The 23,225-nt window shown below is 35.7% G+C and carries 18 protein-coding genes; 6 read left to right on the top strand and 12 right to left on the bottom strand.

Annotated elements, in window-relative coordinates:
• The first annotated feature begins 42 nt into the window (after window positions 1-42).
• The 3 genes from GHD00_RS01895 (at window position 43) to GHD00_RS01905 (ending at window position 1,502) form a co-directional block, all read left to right on the top strand.
• A complete protein-coding gene (locus GHD00_RS01895) occupies window positions 43-1,044 on the top strand; it encodes a hypothetical protein (RefSeq protein ID WP_163536385.1) in 1,002 nt (333 codons plus the stop codon).
• A gap of 2 nt (window positions 1,045-1,046) precedes the next feature.
• The gene (locus GHD00_RS01900; RefSeq protein WP_163536386.1) at window positions 1,047-1,217 is read left to right on the top strand and encodes a hypothetical protein; all 171 of its coding nucleotides are present in this window, start codon (window positions 1,047-1,049) and stop codon (window positions 1,215-1,217) included.
• Window positions 1,218-1,316: 99 nt separating this feature from the next.
• The gene (locus tag GHD00_RS01905; RefSeq protein ID WP_163536387.1) at window positions 1,317-1,502 is read left to right on the top strand and encodes a hypothetical protein; all 186 of its coding nucleotides are present in this window, start codon (window positions 1,317-1,319) and stop codon (window positions 1,500-1,502) included.
• Window positions 1,503-1,736: 234 nt separating this feature from the next.
• On the opposite strand, the gene GHD00_RS01910 is transcribed toward GHD00_RS01905, so the two are convergent.
• From GHD00_RS01910 to GHD00_RS01965, 12 genes are all read right to left on the bottom strand, one after another.
• Entirely contained in the window at window positions 1,737-2,000 is a 264-nt protein-coding gene (locus GHD00_RS01910) for a small, acid-soluble spore protein, alpha/beta type (RefSeq protein WP_163536388.1), read from the bottom strand.
• A 1-nt stretch (window position 2,001) separates the two neighbouring features.
• Entirely contained in the window at window positions 2,002-2,235 is a 234-nt protein-coding gene (locus GHD00_RS01915; protein WP_163536389.1) for a YozQ family protein, read from the bottom strand.
• 230 nt (window positions 2,236-2,465) lie between these two features.
• On the bottom strand, window positions 2,466-2,624 hold the full coding sequence (locus GHD00_RS01920) for a hypothetical protein (protein ID WP_163536390.1): 159 nt from the start codon (window positions 2,622-2,624) through the stop codon (window positions 2,466-2,468).
• Window positions 2,625-2,812: 188 nt separating this feature from the next.
• The gene (locus GHD00_RS01925) at window positions 2,813-3,715 is read right to left on the bottom strand and encodes a nuclease-related domain-containing protein (RefSeq protein ID WP_163536391.1); all 903 of its coding nucleotides are present in this window, start codon (window positions 3,713-3,715) and stop codon (window positions 2,813-2,815) included.
• A 286-nt stretch (window positions 3,716-4,001) separates the two neighbouring features.
• Window positions 4,002-4,712 carry a YwaF family protein gene (locus GHD00_RS01930; protein ID WP_163536392.1) on the bottom strand — a complete coding sequence of 237 codons (711 nt, stop codon included), beginning with the start codon at window positions 4,710-4,712 and terminating at the stop codon, window positions 4,002-4,004.
• 325 nt (window positions 4,713-5,037) lie between these two features.
• Entirely contained in the window at window positions 5,038-5,475 is a 438-nt protein-coding gene (locus GHD00_RS01935; RefSeq protein ID WP_163536393.1) for a DnaA N-terminal domain-containing protein, read from the bottom strand.
• 497 nt (window positions 5,476-5,972) lie between these two features.
• A complete protein-coding gene (locus GHD00_RS01940; protein WP_163536394.1) occupies window positions 5,973-7,169 on the bottom strand; it encodes a cytochrome P450 in 1,197 nt (398 codons plus the stop codon).
• A gap of 104 nt (window positions 7,170-7,273) precedes the next feature.
• Window positions 7,274-7,996 (bottom strand): dethiobiotin synthase, encoded by a 723-nt coding sequence (bioD, locus tag GHD00_RS01945; protein ID WP_163536395.1) that lies wholly within the window; start codon window positions 7,994-7,996, stop codon window positions 7,274-7,276.
• Window positions 7,993-9,165, bottom strand: a complete 1,173-nt coding sequence (gene bioF, locus GHD00_RS01950; RefSeq protein ID WP_163536396.1) for an 8-amino-7-oxononanoate synthase — start codon at window positions 9,163-9,165, stop codon at window positions 7,993-7,995. Before bioF ends, bioD begins: the two co-directional genes overlap by 4 nt.
• Window positions 9,155-10,498, bottom strand: a complete 1,344-nt coding sequence (gene bioA, locus GHD00_RS01955) for an adenosylmethionine--8-amino-7-oxononanoate transaminase (protein ID WP_163536397.1) — start codon at window positions 10,496-10,498, stop codon at window positions 9,155-9,157. Before bioA ends, bioF begins: the two co-directional genes overlap by 11 nt.
• Entirely contained in the window at window positions 10,479-11,261 is a 783-nt protein-coding gene (gene bioW / locus GHD00_RS01960; protein ID WP_163536398.1) for a 6-carboxyhexanoate--CoA ligase, read from the bottom strand. The genes bioA and bioW overlap by 20 nt, the downstream gene beginning before the upstream one ends.
• 467 nt (window positions 11,262-11,728) lie before the next feature.
• Window positions 11,729-18,127 (bottom strand): pullulanase, encoded by a 6,399-nt coding sequence (locus tag GHD00_RS01965; protein WP_205600696.1) that lies wholly within the window; start codon window positions 18,125-18,127, stop codon window positions 11,729-11,731.
• A gap of 529 nt (window positions 18,128-18,656) precedes the next feature.
• On the opposite strand from GHD00_RS01965, the gene GHD00_RS01970 reads away from it, so the two are divergent.
• The 3 genes from GHD00_RS01970 to GHD00_RS01980 are packed head-to-tail and all read left to right on the top strand — an operon-like array spanning window position 18,657 to window position 22,959.
• A complete protein-coding gene (locus tag GHD00_RS01970; RefSeq protein ID WP_163536399.1) occupies window positions 18,657-20,906 on the top strand; it encodes an EAL domain-containing protein in 2,250 nt (749 codons plus the stop codon).
• A 20-nt stretch (window positions 20,907-20,926) separates the two neighbouring features.
• A complete protein-coding gene (locus tag GHD00_RS01975; RefSeq protein ID WP_163536400.1) occupies window positions 20,927-22,561 on the top strand; it encodes a thiamine pyrophosphate-binding protein in 1,635 nt (544 codons plus the stop codon).
• Between the two features lie 2 nt (window positions 22,562-22,563).
• Complete coding sequence (locus tag GHD00_RS01980; RefSeq protein WP_163536401.1) at window positions 22,564-22,959, top strand: carboxymuconolactone decarboxylase family protein; 396 nt, start codon at window positions 22,564-22,566, stop codon at window positions 22,957-22,959.
• The last annotated feature ends 266 nt before the right edge of the window (window positions 22,960-23,225 follow it).

Genomic DNA, 23,225 nt, shown 5'->3' on the forward strand with positions numbered 1-23,225 from the left:
TTTCCATTTTTTGTGCTAAAATAATAAAAAGAGGTGAAACCATTGAGGTATGTATATCTAATTATTAGTGTATTATTTATCTTTGGGTTAGACCTATGGGTAGAAAATTCACCATTAGCATCCAAGTTCTACGATAACCTGCTTAGACCTATCATGGATGAGGGAAAGATTCATTTCATTTGGCTAATTGCTACAGTTGTGATTCTATCTATAATTTGGAGAAAACAAGTGATTGACAAAAATGATAACATACAGAATCTTAAAAATAAATTGAATTCTGAAATGGAGATTTTAATACAAGCTAATATGCAACTAAGCAAGTATAGATTAAAAGATAACATCTCCGTTCTTCTTAATAACTTTGTAAAGTCTCATTCATACGCTATTGCTGTTCAAATGTATGAGTTCCAAGAGATAAAAGTAAATAGAAAAACTATTTATAAAATTACTCTAGATGAAGGAGTAGTAACCGAAAATATCAACATAAATGCTGTTCAACAAATTTACTATAGACAAAGAACGTCTGTCATTAATCAATTTGAGAAAGCACAAAGACTTTCTTTAGAGAATGATAATCCAAACCCATTATTAGATTTTGTGTTAGACACATATAGTCACTTGAATAATTTCACACCTCATGATGAAAATGAAGAAGATGCTGTATTATGCTCTTTAATGTTTTTAGGATTGGAAATATTAGAAAAGGATTATGATTTAGGGATAGACTCTTTAGGAGATAACGAGGAGCAATTGCGTTCTTTGATGGATAATTATAAGACAGGCATTTTAAGAGGTGCATTGATGAGAGATGCCTTTTATACATTCACTCATATAAAGGAGAATGACAAATACAATCGTCAATATATAACTAGACTGGTTAATGTTAGAGGTAATTTAAAGCTATTTTTAATAGCTTTAGACGCTAGTATTTTAGATGATGAGGTATATAATAGTATCATGACTAACATTAGTGAAGGTTTTGAAAACCTTTTAATTGATCTGGAAAACATGTATAATAATAGTATAGAAAGGATAGGTGATTAGTTATGGTAACTAAGTTTCCGAAAAAGCAAATCACCAAAAAACAACAAGCGGCAGTTATTAATCGGTTGAGAAATGCAGGAATACAAGTACAAAAAGGAAAAAAAGCACCTGAAAACGGACGTTACTCTGGAATTGTCGGTAAAGAGCGCAAAGAAAGAGTTTTAGAAATATAAAGCCATAAATGATCGAGTATCTTATAGATGCACGGTCATTTTTTTATTCTGAATACATATTATGGTATTGGAGAAACTCTAAAAAAGAGGTGTTTTCCAATGCATAAAAACAAGAAAAAGAAATTTGATATAAATCAAGATTATATCCTTTCCAAGCTAAATCATGCAGGTATCAAAGCGACAAAAGGAGGAAAAAAACCAACAGATGGTACATTCTCGGGGATCATAGGGGAACGAAAAGGAATAAGAAAACTAAATATCCCATTTAACTTGCGTAATAAATAAATCTTGGTCTTAAATTCGAGTTCATGGCACCATCCGATAAAACGTAACCGAACCTAAGTATCATCGTTCACACCAACTTATGATTGTAGATGGAATTAGTGTGAGGCAAAGGGACGGTTCTCATTCATGATAATGACATGGATAACGTGAGAACTTTCCTAATTAGAATTTTTGTAAGGTAAACAGGGTCAGTCTGGCATAACTAATGCTAAAACTGACCCTTTTATTCATTTATTATTTATCGTTACGATTTTGCTGAAGCTGTTGCTGCCCCATCTTGACTAATTCCTGGACCATATTACCGCCTATATTCCCACCTATTTTTCCAGCATCTTTAGCTTTAATATTCCCATTATAGCCTTGATCAAGTGATACATGTTGTTCTGCTGCAACTTCGTATTTTGCTTTTTGAGGGTCATTGGTATTAGCAATTTTTGCTTTTAATTGATCCAATCCTTCTCGAGCTTCTGGAACAAGTATTTTATTCTTCTTTGCCATTTCATTCATATCCTTTTCTTGGAATATCTTCACCATCATGACTCGTTAGTTCATCATTTTTATTAGTACGATCGATTTTTCCATCGATCGTGCCTTCCATATAATCATCAGAAACTTGTTCATGGGTGATCGCTAAACCTTTTTCTGTTTGATCTTGGCTATTATAATCCTCAACATCATACATTTTTTCAGCTACTTTTTCACTATCCTTCAGTTTTCGATTGCTTTTTGCCATTTTACATACCTCCCTTTATTATTATGTTTTGCGTTCAACTAGAATTTATGAGCATCAATTGGCTACATCAAATATTATTTTTTAATTTTTAACGAACTTTAGTGATAAGGTGAAGGAGGTGAAATGATGTATAATACCTAACAAATTCGTTTAAAATAAGGGAGCGCTTCGGCAGTTGACGACAGCAAACCACACGGGTAGTGCCAAGTATCAGAGGAATTTAATAAAAATTATGCAATACTTCTATCATCATCGTCCTTATTCAAATTATTTAAATGTTGTTTTTTTACATTCCAGAAGTAAATGCGGGGAAGACCTGATAATAACCAATATTCATATACTAATGTAGAGCTAACAAATAATATCATGGTCCAATCTAATTGTTTCAAAAAAATCTCTCCCTTCATAACTATTTTATGGCAAGGGGAGGTTGTCTAAGTACGTTTCATTTAAAAGTACAATACTTTAAAATAAGGAGTTTTGTTAGATAAGATGCAATTTGATGATTAAGCTGAACCTCATACATCTCCCTCTAGAGAAGAGAATGCTCAGAATTGCGGTTGTGGTTTTGATGATTTCATTCAAAATAATTCCATCTATGTTCACCTTTTTTCTCATAGTATTGTTGTAATATACGAAAGATTCTTCTTTTGGAAACCATCCTACCGCTCCATTTAAAAAATGAGGATGATGTTATTTTTCGTTTAGGGAACAAAAAATGATACTCATCACTGATACGCAAAATAGCTTCCTTACCCTTTTCAACATGTCCACAACACATACGACATTCGATGCCTTGCTTTTTAGGATGTGTAGACATTCCACCACACTTATAACATGGAATCCCTTTTTCTAACTCATCATATTGATATTCTGGAAACTGTTTAAATGGAGGATGTTCGATGTGACTTACATTGATTTTTTCTGAAGCTTGTTTTTCTTGTGAGGTAAGATTAGCGGTGTTAGGAAATTGCCTGATAAAAGGATTGATTTGCGTTGGTAAGATAATATGTTTGTCTTGTGGAGCTTGAAAGATGGTGCACTCGGGGTTAACAAATATCAAGTAAGAAATCAAGGGGAGCCGTATTTCTAACGATTGGAATAATCTCCGAAGTATGGAATGAGCTCGATCACGTTGAGCTATCGGATTATCGATTTCCACTTGGTTCACCATAAATAATTTATCATCATGCCAATAAAATTCACCGTTGAAGTTTTTTATTTCAAATAAGAAAACCTTTCCGTTTTTTAATAAAATAGTATCCATTTGACAATATTTAGAATGATGTATCAATAAATCTTTTAATATGATATGCTCTCCTGCTAGTTTATCTAGGTATGTATCAAACATAACTTCTCCTTCAAAACCTCTAGCTAAACTTCGGTACCGATTCTTTTCTTCCTCGTTCAATTGCTTTCGTTTTGATAATAGCTCATAAGCGATTAATTCGTCAGGTTTTTTTCTTTGTTTTGCAACCATGAAACTCCTCCTTTTTTCCATATTATAACATATATATACATATATTTGATCAAACCAGTTAATCAGTTTCAATTCAGCTCGTTCATTTAAAATTTTGGTACTTACCCACTTTCTTAGTTCCAAATTTATGATCTTGGGTTTCATTTTGGTACTTAAGCCGGCTTTAAGTACCATATTGGCTCGTTTGCTTTCTTGTTTTGGTTCTTAATCGTCTTTTCAGTACTATTTTTGATTTCGTGCTTCTATATTTTGGTGCTTATTTTTTCAATTAACGGTGCCTGCTCGTCTATTTTTTTCGGATATAAAATGGAGCATACAATAATAAAAACATTACGAAGGTGAAAATTTCTAAAGGGATAATATAAAATGGCCATGGCCCTAAGTAATCAAAAATGGATGGGATAGTAGGCTTTCTCATCATATACATGTAATTACTGTTTATAACGACATTCACTATAAAAATGAATAACGCATAGACATTTACATACAGTAATGCTTTAAAGATAGACTGGAATCTGGGGCGATAACCTTCCACCAAGACCATGAATATATTCGCAATGGCAATTCCCCCATGCGAAAGAAAGAAGTGTACATACCTAAAATGAGGAAACGCATAGGCTTGAATGTCCGGTGTGAGCATAGCTTGAACAGCACTTCCAACACCAACAAAATAAGTGAACTCAAAAAGGCGATAGCTTCTTGTTAGGAGTAAAATACTTGATAAAAACAGCGAAAGGCTGCTTAAATGAAGTGGCAGTGAATACTGGATGGACCATTCGCCTATGAAATGAAGCCACCAAATTAAACTTGCTTCAGAAATAAGCAATCCTGCTGCCAAGCCATATCTAAATAGCCTGTTAGTTAACCCTCGTCTTAGCCGCTTTCTGAAAAAGTACATGCCAATACAAATAGCTATGATAACGGCCAAAGTCAATATATGAGTTACGGAAAATAAAACAAACGGCTCACTACCATCCTTAACGAACAAATCACTCATTTATTTCTGCTCCTTTATTCATTCAATCCGCATCCACTCATAGGATACATCGAGTGTGTGAAAATATCCTCCTTCTTATTGAATAACTTATATGATTGGAATCACCTTAAGCCTTGTTCGGGATCATTTTTAAAGCTTCGATATACTTGGCATCCGCCTGCATATTATGCGTAGTGGTTGCATTAAGAATTCCATCATCCCCATTGGAATTCGAGGCACTGACGATAATAACTAGGAGCACTTGTTGGATGGAATTCACGCTTTTTTCTAAAAATAAAGAAAAGAAAGGTTCGACGTTAACCTTTCTTCAGAACGTTGTTGTCTTCTAATTTATATTAACATTCACTGTGGTGCCTTGTTTCTTTTCGGCTTCCATTTTGTCTAGTCTTTTTTCGAGTTCCTTTATTTTGGCGTCCTGTAATTGGCTTAGCTTTTCTAGCGTAGAGATCTGATTTTTAAGAGTGGGGATATCGTGATGTTCAGAGCCGCGTATTGATATGCTTTCTAAAATATCTTGTTCGTCATTTTGTAGTGCTATTTGAATCTCGTAGTCTGTTTCCGTTACCTCTTTCACTTTTTCATAAATTAAAGACTTGTATCGACTTTCGATCCAGTCAGCAACAAATTGATTGGGAACCTTCACGATCAGTGTGCTGCCTTCTATTTCTGCTTCTGTTTTTCCAAACCACGTGATAAAACTTTCCGCATTTGTCACTTCGCTAACCTTTTTTAGAACAATTTTCCATATTTCACTCGTGCTCATTGTCATTTCCCCTTTATTCCTTTTTCACTTTTTCTATAATTTTCATGTATGTAGTAGATTACCATTATACTATTTCCCATACATAAAAGTTAAGCTAAAAATTTTATTATAATAGTCTATTGATTTTATATAAAGTGAAACTATCAAGGTGTTAGCGTCCGTTATGCCCCGCTTAAACTTCCTTGCTATTTTGAGGGGGTTTTATGGACGTTTATTCAGCGTAATAAAATAAAGAGAAAATGCCATGTCTAACCATTTGGGTAGCGTCAGGCACCTGAGGATTAGTTTCAATTCAGCTTATTCATTTTAAATTTTGGTACTTATTTACTCTCTTAGTACCAAATTGATGATCTTGGTTTTCATTTTGGTACTTAAACCGGTTTTAAGTACCATTTTGACTCGTTTACTTTATGGTTTTGGTTCTTATTCGTCTTTTAAGTACTATTTTGATTTCTCTCTTTTAAATTTTGGTACTTATTTTTGCAAAAAAGTCGTACTTAATCATCAAAATGTACGTGCATTTCTTTCATTGCTCTAAAGCCTACAAGTTTTCTCCATTCCACCTCTTTTGTTTCCAGATAAATATTTTCTGTGTTTTGTAAAAGTGTCTGTATCGCAATTTGAGCTTCTCGCCTCGCTAAGGCAGAACCTATACAGAAATGAATACCCGATCCAAATGCAAGGTGAGGATTTGGGGTTCGTGTAATATCAAAAACATCCGCGTTAGAGAACTGCTTTGAATCTCGATTAGCTGCTCCAATCAGAACGTATACATGTTCCCCTTTTTTAATGTGAACGTTGTTAAGTTCAACATCCTCTGATGCTACCCTAGCGATCATTTGAGTAGGACTTTCATATCGTAAGCATTCCTCTATTGCTGATTCAATAAGAGAAGGGTTTTCAACCAGCTTATCGTATTCTTTTGGGTTTGTTAAAAAACAATAAAGAGAATTGCTTATTAAATTGACAGTTGTTTCATGTCCTGCAATCACAAGTAATATAGTAGTCGCTAAAAGTTCTTCTTCCGTTAGTTTTCTATCTTTTTCTTGATACAGTAATTCGCTAATTAAATCATCCTGAGGAGATTGCCGCCTTTTTTGAATCAGATCTTTAAAAAAAGATAGCATCTCCAAAGTTGTTTTGTTTCCGTTAACAATGGCTCGTCTTGAACGTGTCAGATCGATCGATTGAATTAAACTCCATGCCCATTCGCGAAAAATATTTTTATCATTATCTGGTATCCCTATTATTTTAGCAATCACAAGACTGGCAAAAGGAAATGCAAATTCGGAAATCACATCTATTTTCTTTTTATGCTTAATTTCATTCCATAAATTTATTGCTATTTTTTCTATAAATGGACGATATTTTTCAATACGAGCAGGAGTAAATTTGTGACTAACAAGCATACGTAACCTTGCATGTTCAGGTGGATTTTTAAAAAGCATCATATCGTTTTGAATATTTTTCAAGACTTCATACTTTTTCGTTGTTTCGGGCAGTGGGATTCGAGTTTGGAAACGGTTATCTTTAAGAATGGTTAATGCTTCTTGATATCCAGTTACATACCATCCAGGATATTTTAAAAAGCTGCCTTTATACACCGGATGAATCGAGCGAATTTCCTCATAAAAAGAATACGGGCTTTTCACTATTTCCATTGTAGATCTTTCCGTACTTTTTTGATTAATCATGTACTTCCTCCTGTTTTGCATTCATCCCTTACTGCGTCACTACATTTTCCACTTTTCTTTATTTGAGGCGATGCTCGCCACCATACAACTATATGTACCAATAGTTAAATCGTATCCACGTCATTCATTTCGTTACCTTCCATTTTTTGAATAATTTTGGATACATCTATATGATCTTTTATCATTTGTTTAATAGTTTCTTGATTTATATCCTCAAGCTTCGGAGTAATTCCTAAAATGGGGACTCCGCATTGCTTCTCGATCACGTCGGGATTAGTTTGTTCTGCTAAATTAAAATCACGATTTTTTCCATTTATAATAATTCCTGCAATTTCGATTCCTATACTTTGGGCATATTTTACTGTTAAAAATGTATGATTAATGGTGCCTAAGTTGGGCCTTGCCACAATAATGGCTGGCAGATCTAAAGCTGTTATTAAATCACTTACTAAAAAATCCGGGCCAAGTGGAACCGAAATGCCGCCTGCACCTTCAACTAGAAAATATCGATGCTTCTCCTTCATCTGATTCCAATGATTTAAAACATCTCGAAAATAAATCGATCTCCCCTCTAGCTTTCCTGCTACATAAGGGGCAAGAGGTTCCTTAAATTCAAATGGTGTAATTTCTTCATAGGTTAAGTGGGTTTGTGAACTTTCTTTAAGCAGTTTCGTATCACTTTTAGGGTGCTCACGTGAAACTCCGCTTAATAAAGGTTTATAAACACCGATATCCATTTGTGTTTCCTTCAATACAGCAGCAATTCCACTTGTTATTATTGTTTTTCCTACATCTGTATCTGTTCCAGTAACAAATAATCCCTTCATGATATTACCTTCAACTCTCTTCCAATATCTTTAAATGACGTAAGCAAATGCTCGACTTGTGAATCAACATGAGCAGCAGTAACAGTTAATCGGATACGACTTTCTCCATTAGGAACAGTTGGAGGGCGGATCGCAGGTGCATAGATACCATTTTCCTGAAGCTTTTTTGAAAATTGAACCGACGTTTCTGCATCACCAACAATCACAGGGATTATTGGTGTATCCTGTCCATATACTTTGAAACCCATTGTATCTAGAGTACTTTTTATTATTTTTATCTTTCTAAGTAAATGTTCCCTTTTATCTTGATTTTTCTCTATTATATCTATGGCAGCATAGGCTGCCGTACAGCTTACTGGTGGAATAGCGGTTTGAAACATAAAAGTTCTAGCATGGTTTAACAAGAAATCAATCAATACTTTTGATCCCGTTACAAAACCACCTTCAACGCCTGCCGCTTTACTTAAAGTCCCAATCACTACATCTGGAGAAACTCCAAAAAGTTCACTTGTTCCTCTTCCTCCTTCTCCTAAAACACCTGTAGCATGTGCATCATCGACAATGACATAAGCATCATATCGTTTAGCTAGTTTCATTATTTGATCTAATGGTGCAATCGTTCCATCCATACTAAACACACCATCTGTCACAATAAATCTACGAGTATAAGCTTGTGTTTCTTTTAATTGTACCTCTAGACTATTCATATCAGCATGCTGGTAAATGACGGTTTTAGCTTTCGATAGTCTGCAGCCATCAATGATACTTGCGTGATTGAGTTGATCACTTAGCAACACATCTCCTTGTTCTGGCAACGATGAAAGAACACCGATGTTTGCTAAATACCCACTCGAGAATAAAAGAGCAGCTTCCGTCTTTTTAAAACTAGTAATCCTTTGCTCTAGTTTTTCATGCCATTCCGTATTTCCGGTTGTCAACCTGGATCCACTGCTTCCCATTCCAAATTCCTGTAACGTTTTTAATGCCTTTTCGATTAGAATGGGATCATTGGCTAAGCCTAAATAGTTATTTGATGAAAAAACAACTTGCTTCGTGCCATTAACTATCATTTGCGGCTGTGGTGCCGTACTCATTGTCCGTAACTCTCGATACAAACCAGCCTGTTTTGTCTTTTGGATTCTTTGACTTAACCATTGATCACTGCTCACTGCAAGTTACCTCATGAATCGCTTGTTTCATGATGTTCACCATAGCCTTAAGCTCTTCCGTCGTACTTACCAGTGGAGGCATAAAGACGATGACATCTCCCATTGGTCTTGTCAGCATCCCTAGTTCTCTCATTTTTAACGAAACCTGATAGCCCATCCTTGCTTGTATCGGATAACTTTCCTTAGTTTCTTTCGATTTCACTAGCTCAATTCCACACATAAAGCCTAACTGTCTGACATCTCCCACATATGGCATATCCTTTAATTCTAGTAATAATTTATGTAGATGTTCTGCTTTTTCACTTACTTGTGCAACAATTTGATCTTGTTCAAACAAACGTAAGTTTTCAATCGCAACTGCACAGCCTAGCTGATTTCCAGTATAGGAGTGACCATGGAAAAAAGTTTTTGTTTTGTCATCATCATAAAAAGCCTGATACATTTTTTCTGTTGTAAAAGTTGCAGCTATTGGTAAATATCCACCTGTAATTCCTTTTCCAGCAGCCATTAAATCGGGTTGTACTCCTTCATATTCACAAGCAAACATTTTCCCAGTACGTCCGAAGCCAGTTGCTACTTCATCGACAATCATGAGGACATCATATTTTGTACATAGCTCACGAACGCCGGACAAAAAACCTTCTGGCATGACAATCATACCGGCAGCCCCTTGAACCATGGATTCAATGGAAAGTGCTGCAATCGTTTCATGTTGTTCCTTCAGCAGCTGTTCTAGCTGTTTAAGACATTCATCCCTGCAAATTTCTGGATCTCCACTTTCTGAACGGTACACATATGGTATTGGAGATTTGTAGCTTTCAAACATAAGTGGTCCATAAATATGGTGGAAAAGCTCGATTGAACCAACACTTACTGCGCCGATCGTATCGCCGTGATAACCATTTTGCATAGAAATGAACTTTTGTTTTTCAGGCCTTCCAATATTCTTCCAATATTGAAATGCCATTTTTAATGCAATCTCCATTGCTTCTGCACCGCTATCAGAATAAAAAACTCTTGTTAAATTTTCTGGAGTAATTCCTATTAGTTTTTCAGCAAGCTCTGTTGCTGGAATATTTGTCATCCCCAATAATGTGGAATGGGCGATTTTATCAAGTTGTTGTTTGATCGCATCATCTAATTCCTTTTTTCTGTGGCCATGTACATTAAGCCATACAGACGAAAATCCATCATAATACTCTTTACCATCAATATCCTTTACCTTTATCCCTTCTCCACTTTCAATGATTAAAGGATTTTCATCATAATCCTTCATTTGTGTAAAGGGTAGCCATAAATATTTTTTACTTTTTTCAATCAACTCTTGTGTCATGCTCTTCCCCCCATTGAACTAAAATTGGTTGTTCTTCTAAATAATTTATATATGTATGGATATCAGAGAACGTATCAACAAAAAAGATACGGCATCCTCTATCATCACCGTACTGTTTAAGTTGCGTTATACGTTGATAGCCTATTTTTTCACTAGCTACATAGCCTGTAATGTAATCTGGGTCATCTGACCAACATAATTCTGCAATGGTTAATTGATGATTACACACTTTAGTAGCAAGGATAAGTGCTTCCTTTAATCTCTGATTAGGAGAAACGGCTTTTGATTTTGCCCACTTTTTAAAATTTCTTGTTTGCCAATCCATTTTAGAGACACGAACACCTTTGTCTATTCTCCCATCTACGCGCTTCCCCGTATGAATATCAATGAGGATAGCTCCTCTAACAGGATATTCAGGAATTTCCTTATAGGCTTTTTTTATAATGTCTTTAGGTACACCCGTTTTCTCAAGTAGAGATTTTGCTAGCTCGTGTCCTTCTTTAACTGCAGTCACGTCATTTGTTTGGACTGTTAAAGGATTCAATAGTTTAATAGGTTGATTTACCATTTCACATTGAATTTGCAAAAAATCTGGCTTTCCCCTTGAGTGATGTAACGCTTTTTCCAGTAATGTATTTACTGACAACCCTAATTCACTATAAGAAGAAAGTAATTCACCACCAGAAATATGTCTTCCGCCATTTTTATGTAATTCATTTTCTGAAGCTCGCATTCTGACACTATATATTCTGCTCTGATCCATTCCTGTCTCTCCTAAGCTTATTAACTAGTATGAAGATTAGTAGTTCTGTTTTTTTGTTAACCTAAATTACAAAACGGTTAACAAATAAAATGATAAATACGTTAACCATAATTGTCAATAAGTTGACGAAAAATAGTTTTAAGTGAATTAGGTTTAACTGGAACTACGCCAATATGCATAAGAAAAATCTATACAAAAAAGGATGGAAATTTTCATTTGAGCAATACTCACTTCTTTGTCTCATCCCTCAACTCTTTAGAATTAGGGGTAGCGTCAGGAAAATGCGGATTTACAACGTTAAATAATTTTTAATATTAAAAAAGCCTAATTTCTCCATTTAATGCTGAGAAATTAGACTTTTTTCGTTACTCCATTAAAGCCCGTTTAATGGAAGATCGTTCTATAACATCTGTGCTGGGATGATATGGTAGAAATAAAGGGAATTTTGGGTGCTAGTTAAAACCTCATTACTTATTGAATTGGTATCTCCTCCTAGTAAAAACATAAAAACCTAGGCCTAAAATAAGAATTACAACTCCAACTAATAATAATTGATAGGTATCAGTAGCCGTGTCTGGTAATTCAGGTGATTCTATATCTTTTGCTTCATCTTCATTAAATGTTTTTTCAAATACTGTAAACGTACTAAAATGGTTTGTGGCTGCCGTAACTATGTCATCTTCTTTATAAGTACCACCAATCAATTCCCATATCTGTGTTGCTTCATTATAATAATACACTTTTGCTTGTTCTGGATGTTCTAGATCATTAGAAACTTTAAACGAAAGGGTCATTTCTTCCGTAAACGTATGAATTCGTTCACCATCTGACATTACTGTAAAATCATAGACAGCACTTTTGGCTGATTCATTATCCTTCATCCGTTTGATATGAACAGATCCATCTCCAGCTGGTAAATTAACTGGTGGAATGTTGACAATCACTTCATGGTTTTTAAGTTCTAATGTAATGCTTTGTTCTTTCATCAAAACTACTTGTTCATTTGATAGAGAAAAAATGACATTTTCCACTTTTTCGAAGTCAACGTGTAACCTTCCATTTTTTTTTATTCCCTTCAGATCATCGGGAGAAAGGCTTACTTTTCCATCTTTTACTTTAGCTTTTACTTCTTTCTTCGTTACTTCTTTTTCATCTTTGTTTCCTGGATCATTCGGATTTTTTCCATCAGACTTGTCTTCACCGTTAGTCGGTCCTTCCCCATCATCAGGAGTGTCTCCATCTGTTGGATTTTTCCCATTGGCCGGATCTCTATCATTCGGATCCGCCGGAGTTTCTCCACTATCTTTGATAACTATTGTGGTTAACGGATCAATTTTTATTGAATTTGCTGATAATACGAAACCAGATCTTTCATTAACTGCTTCCACGCCAGCTTCATCATCATCTACAACAACCGTGTTCGTAGCTAAATTTTCTGTTAATGAGATCGTTCTTCCCTTTGTATCAGCATTTACGAATACGTAATAGGTTCCTGTACCGTCCGTTGATTCATTTTTGTAACCAATGAGTAAGTCTTCTTCCTTAACCTCAGGTGCATCCACCAATGTAACGTGTTGGTCCACCTCATCCATGCTCCCAAGACGGAAGGCATTTGTTGACCTTCTTAATTCAATTAAACCTTGTGTATATTCCTGCGTTAAATTATTAACAGGATAAGCTGTTTCGTCTGTTACTTTGTCCCATTCAAACATGTTAATTGCATCGGAAGAATCATACGAATCAGGAACAAAATATGGATATTTAAATGGATCACCATTCTCACCTGTTAACTCATGATATTTTTGTTCAGGTACTCCTTCCGCCTTCCATTGCTTCGTTCTACCATATTCTTGCCCTGCATGAATAAATGCTGTACCTTGTGAAGTCAAGACAAGCGCGTTCCCAATACGTATTCTTTTATGGATTTCCAAGTCATTTTCCGGTATAGATGGATCCTTTTGAATGGATTGTGCAATCACATCATATAAAGGTAAATTATCATGTGCTGCAATGTATGGAACCATATCGCCGGGGTCATCTGCAGGTGTGTTCGACGGTTGACCTTTGATGTTATTTAAGATGGTCTCAATCTTTCTCGCACCACCTGTAATAAAGCGTGGCTCACCTTCTGAACCAAAGCCAGATTTTAATTCATTACGCAATTCGTCTGAAAAAACACCAACATCATCGGTTTTATCCATCCAGTCTTGGTCTGCTCCCATTCCTTCAAGGGATGGATCATCCAAGTGACCTGCAAATGTTCTCCAACCTTCTCCAATAAATAAGGCATCAGGATTAATAGCAGCGGCTGCTTCATATGCATTTTGGATCGAAGGATAGGTCGCATCCCCCATCATGTCAAAACGCATGCCATCAATTTTATATTCGTCAAACCAATATTCCACAGAATCAACCATAAGCTTTTCTGCCATTTTACGGTTTGTAGCAAGATTGTTTCCAAAACCTCCAAGAAAGTTGCCATCATCATCTTGAAATGCATAATAATTTGGCACAATGTCATTTAATATGCTTGTTTGAGCTGTATGAGTATACACAACATCCAGAACAACACCCATGCCAGCATCATGGATTGCATCAATCAATTCTTTCGTTTCTTTTACGCGTAACGCTGCATCCGCAACATCTTCTGAATAAGCACCATCTGGTGAGAAGTAACTGTGCGGATCATAACCCCAGTTGTATTTATTCCCATTCGCAGAATAATCAAGCTCTCTTTCGTCCATTTTTGTTTCATCGCCATAATACCATGCCATTACCGGTAGTAATTGAACGTGCGTAACTCCTAGCGATTTGATATAATCCAGCTTATCGATAAAGCTCTTATAAGAACCCCATCTCGCGTTTAAATCGTCTTCTATGGAAGGATCAGACGTAAAGTCACGAATGTGAACTTCGTAAATCACTGCGTCTTCACGCTTTTCATAACCATCAATCGATGCATGACTAAACCCTTCAGGATCTGTGTCACTTAAATCTACGATAGCCGCTTTACCAACGTTATCACCATCAGGGCCAGGGGTACCTTTTGTATCAACCGTGAAGGCTGCCATTGATTTCGCGTAAGGATCTAATACATTTTTCGTTACGCCATCATTGGTTACTTCATATTGATAATAATATCCTTCCAGGTCAGACACACCCAAGTCACTTGCAGCGATCTCTTTCGACCAAACACCATCTTCCTCTAACGTTAATGCTGCACTACCAATTGGTGTAGCTGCATCTTCTTTATCATAAAAGTTCGCTACTACCTCACTTGCTTTTGGAGCCCAAAGCTTTAAAGCAGCATCACCATTGTTGTAAGTTGCCCCTAAATCATTTCCTTCATAACCATATATGTCATCAATTAATTTCCAGCTTGAATCTGCCGAGACTGTTCTGCCTTCATAGGTAATTGATAAAGGTAGTTGATCCAAATCAAATGAAGCTGTTACTTTCGCTGTTTCATCTCCAGTAATCTCAGCACTATCTACTGTAATATCTGATCCATCTACACCTCTAATATCTAGACTAGATGTCAGATCATCGACATTTAAACCATCTGTCATCGTGAAGTTTAATAGAATGGTATCTTCAGATATAACCTCTCCAGATGTAATACCAGTAGCAACGTCCCAATAAGGAGAAACGTACACAGTATCATCCCCTTGCCGCACCCATAAGCGATTATATTTATCTAGTAAGTTGAATGTTTTATTTTCTCCTTCCTTACCAGCATCTCCTTTGCTTTCATCAAGGACAATAAAACCGATTTCTTTTGCATCTTCGGTTAGCTTAATATCTGCATAAGCACCATAGCGGTCTGCACCTGTGAAATCTGTAGCTCCTGTTGGCCAATTCTCTGATGGAGCTTCCACATCGCCCCAATTCCAAACACCAAAATTTTCATAGTCCGCATTATCACGAACATAGTGAATACGTACTGTGTCTTCTGGTAAATCAACAGGTTCGTAAGTGAATACCTTATCTGAACCTTGTTTAATCCAAATTTCATTTATCTCCGGGGAAGTAATGGTAAATCCTTTGTCCCCACCGTCTTTACCAGCATCACCCTCGGTCACATCCATGACAAGAAATCCAATGTTTTTTGCTCCTTCTGCAAGAGGGACATCAATGTAAGCGCCATAGCTATCTGTTTTTTCAAACATGGCAGCACCTTCAGGCCAGTTAGCTGATGGTGATTCCACATCGTTCCAAAGCCATGCACCATAGTTTTCATAATCTCCATCTGTACGTTGATAGTGGATACGAATGTTGTTATCTGGAATAGGATCTACTTCATCGCTATCCCCACTTGAAATAACATCAGTGATTGTACCACCTTCTACTGTTAACAATACCGTACCACCCTCAGCGTTAGACGGAACGGATAAAGTAACTTCTCCTGTTTCTGTTGCTTGATAAGTGTTACCGGAATAATGATCTGTAACAACTGCATCTGCGGAATCAACAGAAAGTGTAAGATCCCTCGCTTCCTTGGAAACGTTTAAACCTACATAAGCAGCTTTATTTTTAAATTCACGAGCAAACACTAAGAATTTAGAGCTATTAGATCCACCTACAGTAGTTCTGTCCCCTTTAGCAAAAATTTCAGCATGTGTTTTTCTAAAGTTAAAAATTTTCTTATAGTGTTCTAAAACATCATTGCCTTCTACTTGATCCCAAGCTAGGTCATATCTATTATCATAATATGGATAATTATTTGCTCCACTTTGTCCAAGCTCTTCTCCATAATAAATAACCGGTTGACCTTTGGCTGTTGCTTGAAGAGACGCTGCTACTTTCAGTTTACCTTCATCTCCACCAAGTGAATGTAAGAATCCTTCTTCATCATGACTTCCAAGAAACTGACCTAATGTCGCTGTGTTGTCAATGGAGTCGTTACGAGCACCTAATTCATTATGTGCTCCTGTTACATCACCTTTGACGAAAGATTGGGCAATATCTTTAAAACCGAAATCAAGAAGGGAGTCCATCATACCGGATTCCAAGTATCCATAGTCATTGTCCTCACTTGCACCCCATGCTTCACCAATCATCTTATGTTCCGGCATTTTCTCCGTAATGGCATTTTTAAATGCCATCCATGTTGTATTTTCTACGTGTTTTACTGTGTCTACACGGAAGTAGTCAATTGTGTTTCCACTAGGTGTTGTAGCTTTTTCAATCCAATCTGTTTGCCACTCGATAATCTGTTCACGAACGGAAGGATCCTCGGTTTTAAAATCTGGTAGTCCCGCTAACTCACCAACGACTTCATCCGTACCGACATTATCACCTTGACGAAGCATATCACTGAATTGACTGCGCTCCGCATTAGTTGGATACCCAGCTGGCTGCTCTTCAACTGGAACCTCTCCATCAATTTCTTTCAACCCATATCCAGTATGATTTAATACAACATCGACCATAATTTTAATGCCACGTTCATGTGCAGCATCTATTAGATTATGAAAATCATTCATTGATCCAAAATGTGGATTCAGCTTACTAAAGTTACTAGCCCAATAGCCATGGTTCGCATAATATGGCTGTCCTTCCACACCATCATTGGCATTGTAACGTACATCATATTTAATATTTTCCACAATCGGACTAATCCAAATTGTGTTCACACCGAGACTATCTAAGTAATCTAATTTTTCAGTGATCCCTTTAAAATCTCCACCTTGGTATGTACCACGCAAATCTGTATTGTAGTCAAGGCTATACGGATCATTATTAGATGCATCCCCATCAAAGAATCTATCGGTTAACATAAAGTAAATAATAGATTCATCCCAATCAAAGTCAGATTCTTCAACTGACTGTCTCGTTTTTACATTTACCTGTGTCGTTCCTTCATAATAGTTACCATATGAATCTACTACGGTTAAAGGAATCACCTTTGTTCCAGCTGTTACATCATGATCGACTGCAATCGTAACTTCTTTTAATGCTGGGTCAATTGCTAGCTTATCTGATCCACCTAATGAAGAAATATCTGCATAAATTTTTGATACATTTAAGCCTTTTGTCAGTCCTTCAATATTAACAGTAAGGACAGCGTTTTCATTATAGTCAATCTCTGTTGGTGATATAGAACCATTAACAGTCAAATCAGCTTTTTGAAAATCAATGATCGAAGTACCATCGACTGTATTGTAGGGGTCATTTTCCTCTGTCGTTACTCCATCTTTAGTAACAAGATATGTGTATGGATTTTCCCCATTTGGAATATTTTGATACGTAACTACGAACCTTTCATTTTCTGGCTCATAGGTCATTTCATGTGTTTCACCATTAAATTTTAATTCTACTTTATCAATAGTATCCATCTCATTACTTCTAAAAAGTTCTTTATCACGATAAAAGAAGGTTGCGTCTCCTTGATCAATTATTGGGGCCGATCCATCTGGTACTATTCTTATTTCTTCTTCCCCGCTTGTAATATAGGCCTTTGTTAGTGAGTCGTTCTTGTTCACTTGAATAAAGCGGTCACCAAACTCTTTTTCTGCAGTATCCCAGTCTTCTGTACTACGTAAAACAAACCCAAATTCATCCGTTTCAGGCGCAACAGCAATGTTGGCTACTGCTTTACCATCTTCATATAGATCAAAATCTATCTGATCATCCTTCACCCCTGTATTCCAAGCCCAAATGTTCCAGCCATCATATGTTTCATCATCACGAATATAGGTAAAACGGACTGAACGTTCACTTGTGTCAGTGGTTTCAAAAGATTCGTTCGTATTCGATGAATCTTTTGCAAAGGTATTTTGAACTGGAATATGTGGAATCCATAGACTGAGAAGCATAATTAGAACCATGAAAATGGACAACTTACAATTAATATGCTTTTTCATTTGAGTGTTCTCCTCCTTTAACTAATTCACACAAATGAAATCGTTTGCATCAATTGGTAAAAAAATAAAGAATCTATCTCAATATATTAGATCCCCCCTTTCTTCTTTTGTGCAAACGATTCCGTTAACTGTGTTTTTTAATTCTACTATACATTTCCTCTTCTATCAACCATAAATACCATCCGTTTTTCCAAACCACGTGATAAAACTTGCCGTATTTGTCACTTGGCTAACCTTCTTTAGGGCAATTTTCCATAGTTCACTCGGCTCGTTATCATTTCCCCTTTATTCCTTTTTCAATTTTCTATTATTTTATTTTCATATATGTAGTAGATTACCATTATACTTTTTCCACACATAAAAGTTGGAAATCCTTTTATGACAGTCTATTGATTTCTTCTAGTTTTATCGTCCTAAAAAAAGGGAACAGTAGAAAGGTCAACATATAATGAATAACCGAATTATTCAACGTTCAATCGTTTACTGCGCATATGCAAATTGTTTATACTTAATATAGGAGGAAAGCATTATGAGTACTTTTCAAACACCAAGATATATCTTAGAATCGAAACGACAATGCGAAGTATCAGGTATGGACCCTGATGAAATTTTAAGGCCGGCAGTTAATATGACCGATAGCCAATTAGAAGAAAAAAGAGAATCCTATAGTGAAATACTAGAGGTTGTGAGCTTTTTTTCGAATAAATTACTAAACTCCTTAAAAGGAACACCTATTCTATTAGTTGTTTCAGATGAGAATGGGTTTGTTCTGGATTTAGCAGGAGATAAAACGATAAAAGCGACAGTAAATCAATTAGGTATTAAACCTGGAGCGCAATTTACCCAAGAGGATATGGGGACAAATGTGATAAGTTTGGCTTTACAGCAAAGGCATCCCATACAACTTATCGGAACGGACCATTATCACAAATATTTACAACACATCGCTTGCTATGGGGTAAGTTTTCATTACACTGATGTGGATAACTTATTAGGCAGTATTTCTATAATGACAACGATTGAATTACAAAATCCGTTGTACCTAAATATGCTATCGAATGTGGTTGATTCCATTGAAAGAGAATTATTATTACGAAAACAAAATAGAAAATTAAATATTATGAATCAAGTGATGCTAACGAGAACAAGGAATGCCATTATCATCACAGATGCTAATGGTATCGTAACAGAATTTAATGAGTTTGCTGAAAAGTTATCAGGATTTACGAGAGAAGAAATAATAGGCAGGGATATTTATAAATCCCCAATAACAGGCAAGTATTTTCATGAAGTGATAAATAAACAAAAAAAGTTTACAGATGTAGAAATGAAATTTGAAAATAATAATGGAGACATGAGGATTTGCCTTTTTGATGCGCAACCGATTTATGACAATAAAAATTCAAAAATAATTGGAGCGTTTGCTCAGCTTCGTGACATCACTGAGCGTTACTTAATAGAAGAAAAATATAATTATTTAGCGTTCCATGATGAATTAACCGGACTTCCTAATAGGAGATACTTTCATAATGAATTAAATAAACTCTTAAATGACTATAACAACAATAAAAATATAGCACTTTTATTAATTGATTTAGATAGATTTAAATTAATAAATGATACTCTAGGTCATAGTAATGGAGATCGATTATTAAAATTAGTTTCTGAAAGAGTAAAAAATTGTATACAACCGGGAGATTTGCTTGCGAGAATTAGTGGAGATGAGTTTATTATCCTGCTTAAAAATATCAATGAAGTAAACGAAGCTACTAAAGTTGCTGATAAAGTCGTGGAACAATTCAAAAGTCCCTTTACTATAAATCATAACCAGTTTCATACAACAGCTAGTTTAGGGATTGCCCTTTATCAAAGTGACGGGACAGATATCGAAAATTTCATGGTGCAGGTGGATGCAGCAATGTATAAAGCTAAAGCCCAAGGGAGAAACGGTTATACTGTTTACAACCCTGATATGTACAAAGATTCTAGTAAAGAATTGTTTTTAGAAACTCATCTTCGAAAGGCAGTCGAACAAAATGAGTTTATCCTTCATTACCAGCCCATATTTGATATAAAAGCTGGTAAGGTTATCAGTTTTGAAGCATTGATAAGATGGGACCACCCTGAATTAGGTATAATACAGCCGAATGATTTTATATCGATAGCAGAAAAGACAGGACTTATTATACCAATTGGAGAATGGGTATTGGAAGAAGCTTGCAGAAAAAATAAAGAATGGCAAGACAAGGGGTTACCACCTTTTAAAGTTAACGTGAATTTATCTACTCAACAATTTCTAAAACAAAATTTAGTGGAAGTAATTAAAGAAATCTTGGAAAAAACGAAATTAGATCCTCAATATTTAGAATTAGAAATAACCGAATCAATGGCAATGGACTGTAAATATGCGGAAAAGGTATTAAGAGAATTAAGAAATATAGGTGTACAAATTAGCATGGATGATTTTGGAACAGGTTATAGTTCATTAAGTTATTTAAAACGTTTTGCTATTAACTGTTTGAAAATTGATAAAGCTTTTGTTCGTGATATAATTAATGATAGAAATGATGCACAAATTGTTCGAACCATTATAGCCATGGCACAAGGATTGGGCCTCAAAGTTGTAGCTGAGGGAGTAGAAGATAGTCATCAATTTCAATATTTAAAAAATCAACAATGTGATTATGCACAAGGTTATTACTTTAGCAAACCAATACCTGCTAAAGAGTTAGAAGATCATTTTTATACCATACAAAAAGGCTTTAAACTATTAAATTAATTTTGAAAGAAGTGGGAATAATGGAGAAGGTTGCGACTCTATTAGCTAAACATTTCAAAAAATGGGGCATATCTGATGTTTTTGGCATTCCTGGCAAGGCAGTAGTACCCTTAATTTTAGAAATAACCGACCAGGATATTAACTTTGTAACAAGTAAACATGAGTGTGGTGCCGGTTATCAAGCTGCTGGTTTTGCTTTATTAAGCCAAAAAATTGGAGTTGCTGTTGGTACTTCTGGACCCGGCGGAACAAATCTTATAACCGCTGCAGGTCAGGCCAAAGCATCTCACCTTCCCATTTTAATTATAACTGGTCATCCTTCCATAAAAGATACTGGAAAAGCACTTAGTCAAGACGCAACAGCATTTGGAACGGATATAGTTGAAATGTTTAAGCCTGTGACTAAGTTTAGTGCAAGAGTTGAAAGAGGAGATCAAGTTGAATCGTATTTTCAGCATGCATTAGAAAAAGCATTAACTGGATCAAAAGGCCCCGTACATCTATCAATACCAGCTGATGTATTAATAGAAGAAGTCCATCCCTTTGAAATGGATTTACCAGAACCCCAACATGTAATATCTACAAGATTAGAAGAGGTTATAGAATTACTGAATGATGCACAAAAACCCGTGTTATTCTTAGGAAAAGGTGTTCACTCCAGTAAAGCATATGAAGAAGTTAGGCAAGTTGCGGAATATTGGGATATACCTGTCATGACAACACCTGGTGGTAAGGGGAGTTTTATTAGTAATCATCATTTATCATTAGGAGCGTTTGGGCTTGGGGGCCGCGATGAGGCTCACGATTACACAGAACATGGTATAGATTTGATGGTAGTCATAGGCAGTAAGTTAAGTGATATGTCATTGGCTGGACTGCAAAAAAATCAATACCCTGAAAAGGTTATACATTTTGATTATGATCAAACATTTATTGGAAAGTCTATTAATGTACCTACCCTATTCATATCTGGTGATATAAAAGCAAATCTTAATATAATATTAGAAAATATAAATAGAAGAGAAAATCAGAGTAGTAACTATATATCTGCTAAACACGAAAAATCTATGAACGAGATAGGCATAGAAAATGGCATTTATATGTCCTCCAAAAGTGCTATTGAAATAATGAATGAGGTACTGCCAGAAGATACTATCATTTTTGGAGATGATGGCAGCCATACTTTTTATGCCATTCAATCTTATGATATTAAAAAACCTGGAACGTTCTTTTTTGATGATGTTTTTGGAGCAATGGGGCATGCTATAGGTTATTCGATTGGCGCTAAATTAGCATCTCCTAGTAAAAAAATTGCCTGTTTAACAGGAGATGGCTGCTTGCTTATGCATGGGTCCGAAATATCAACTGCTGTTAGCTCCAATTCTTCCGTGATATTTATTGTGCTTAATAATAGCGGATTGGATATGGTGGATAAAGGGATGAAAGTAAATATAGGTAAGTCAGTGGGTACAACTTTTGATCCACCAGTAGATATCTATCAATATGCTCAATCCATGGGTGCAACAGCATTTAAAGCTAGAACATCCAATCAATTATCAGACGCGCTGCATACAGCTTTAGTTATTAATGAAACATCCGTTATTGAGGTTATTGTCGATAATAATGAAATTCCACCAACTATGAGGAGAGGATAAAAATGACTAATCAAAATGATAACTATAAAAGAGGTATGGATATACTAAAAAAAATTACAGATGAAGAAGGTATAGATACCATAAAAAGTTTTGGTGATTTTTATCCGGATTTTGAAAAAATGATGGTCTCTTTTGGTTATGGAGAGATTTACGCTAGAAAAGAATTAGATTTAAAACAAAGAGAATTAATCACTCTTTCATCTTTAATTACACAAGGAGCATTTGAACAGTTAGATTTTCATATTAATGCTGCACTACGTGTAGGTTTGGAACCAAAAGAAATTGTAGAATTAGTGACACATTGTGCGGCATATGCAGGTTTTCCTAAAGCTTGTACAGCAATGGTAAAGGTAATGGAAGTATTTAAAAAACAAAATATAAAATTAAACGATGCTTAAATCATACAGACCTGTCACAAGTGGCCACCCCTCCAATCATGGCTGAATGAATGGACAAAAGTCACGCCTGAATTTTATTGGCCAATACTTTGGAGATAATGCGTTTGTTGCTGTTGGCATGGAAACGGAAACAACATTCGAATGCTTCCTCCCTCTTCCTACATTTACACCATCAAACAAGGATCTATTATGGTTCTAATGAGGATACAATATAACTTTCTATCTACGATTTTTCTTCGCTCGGTAAATGATGTATTGACATTATT

The sequence above is a fragment of the Gracilibacillus sp. YIM 98692 genome (assembly GCF_010993965.1).
Classification (GTDB): Bacteria; Bacillota; Bacilli; order Bacillales; family Amphibacillaceae; genus Gracilibacillus.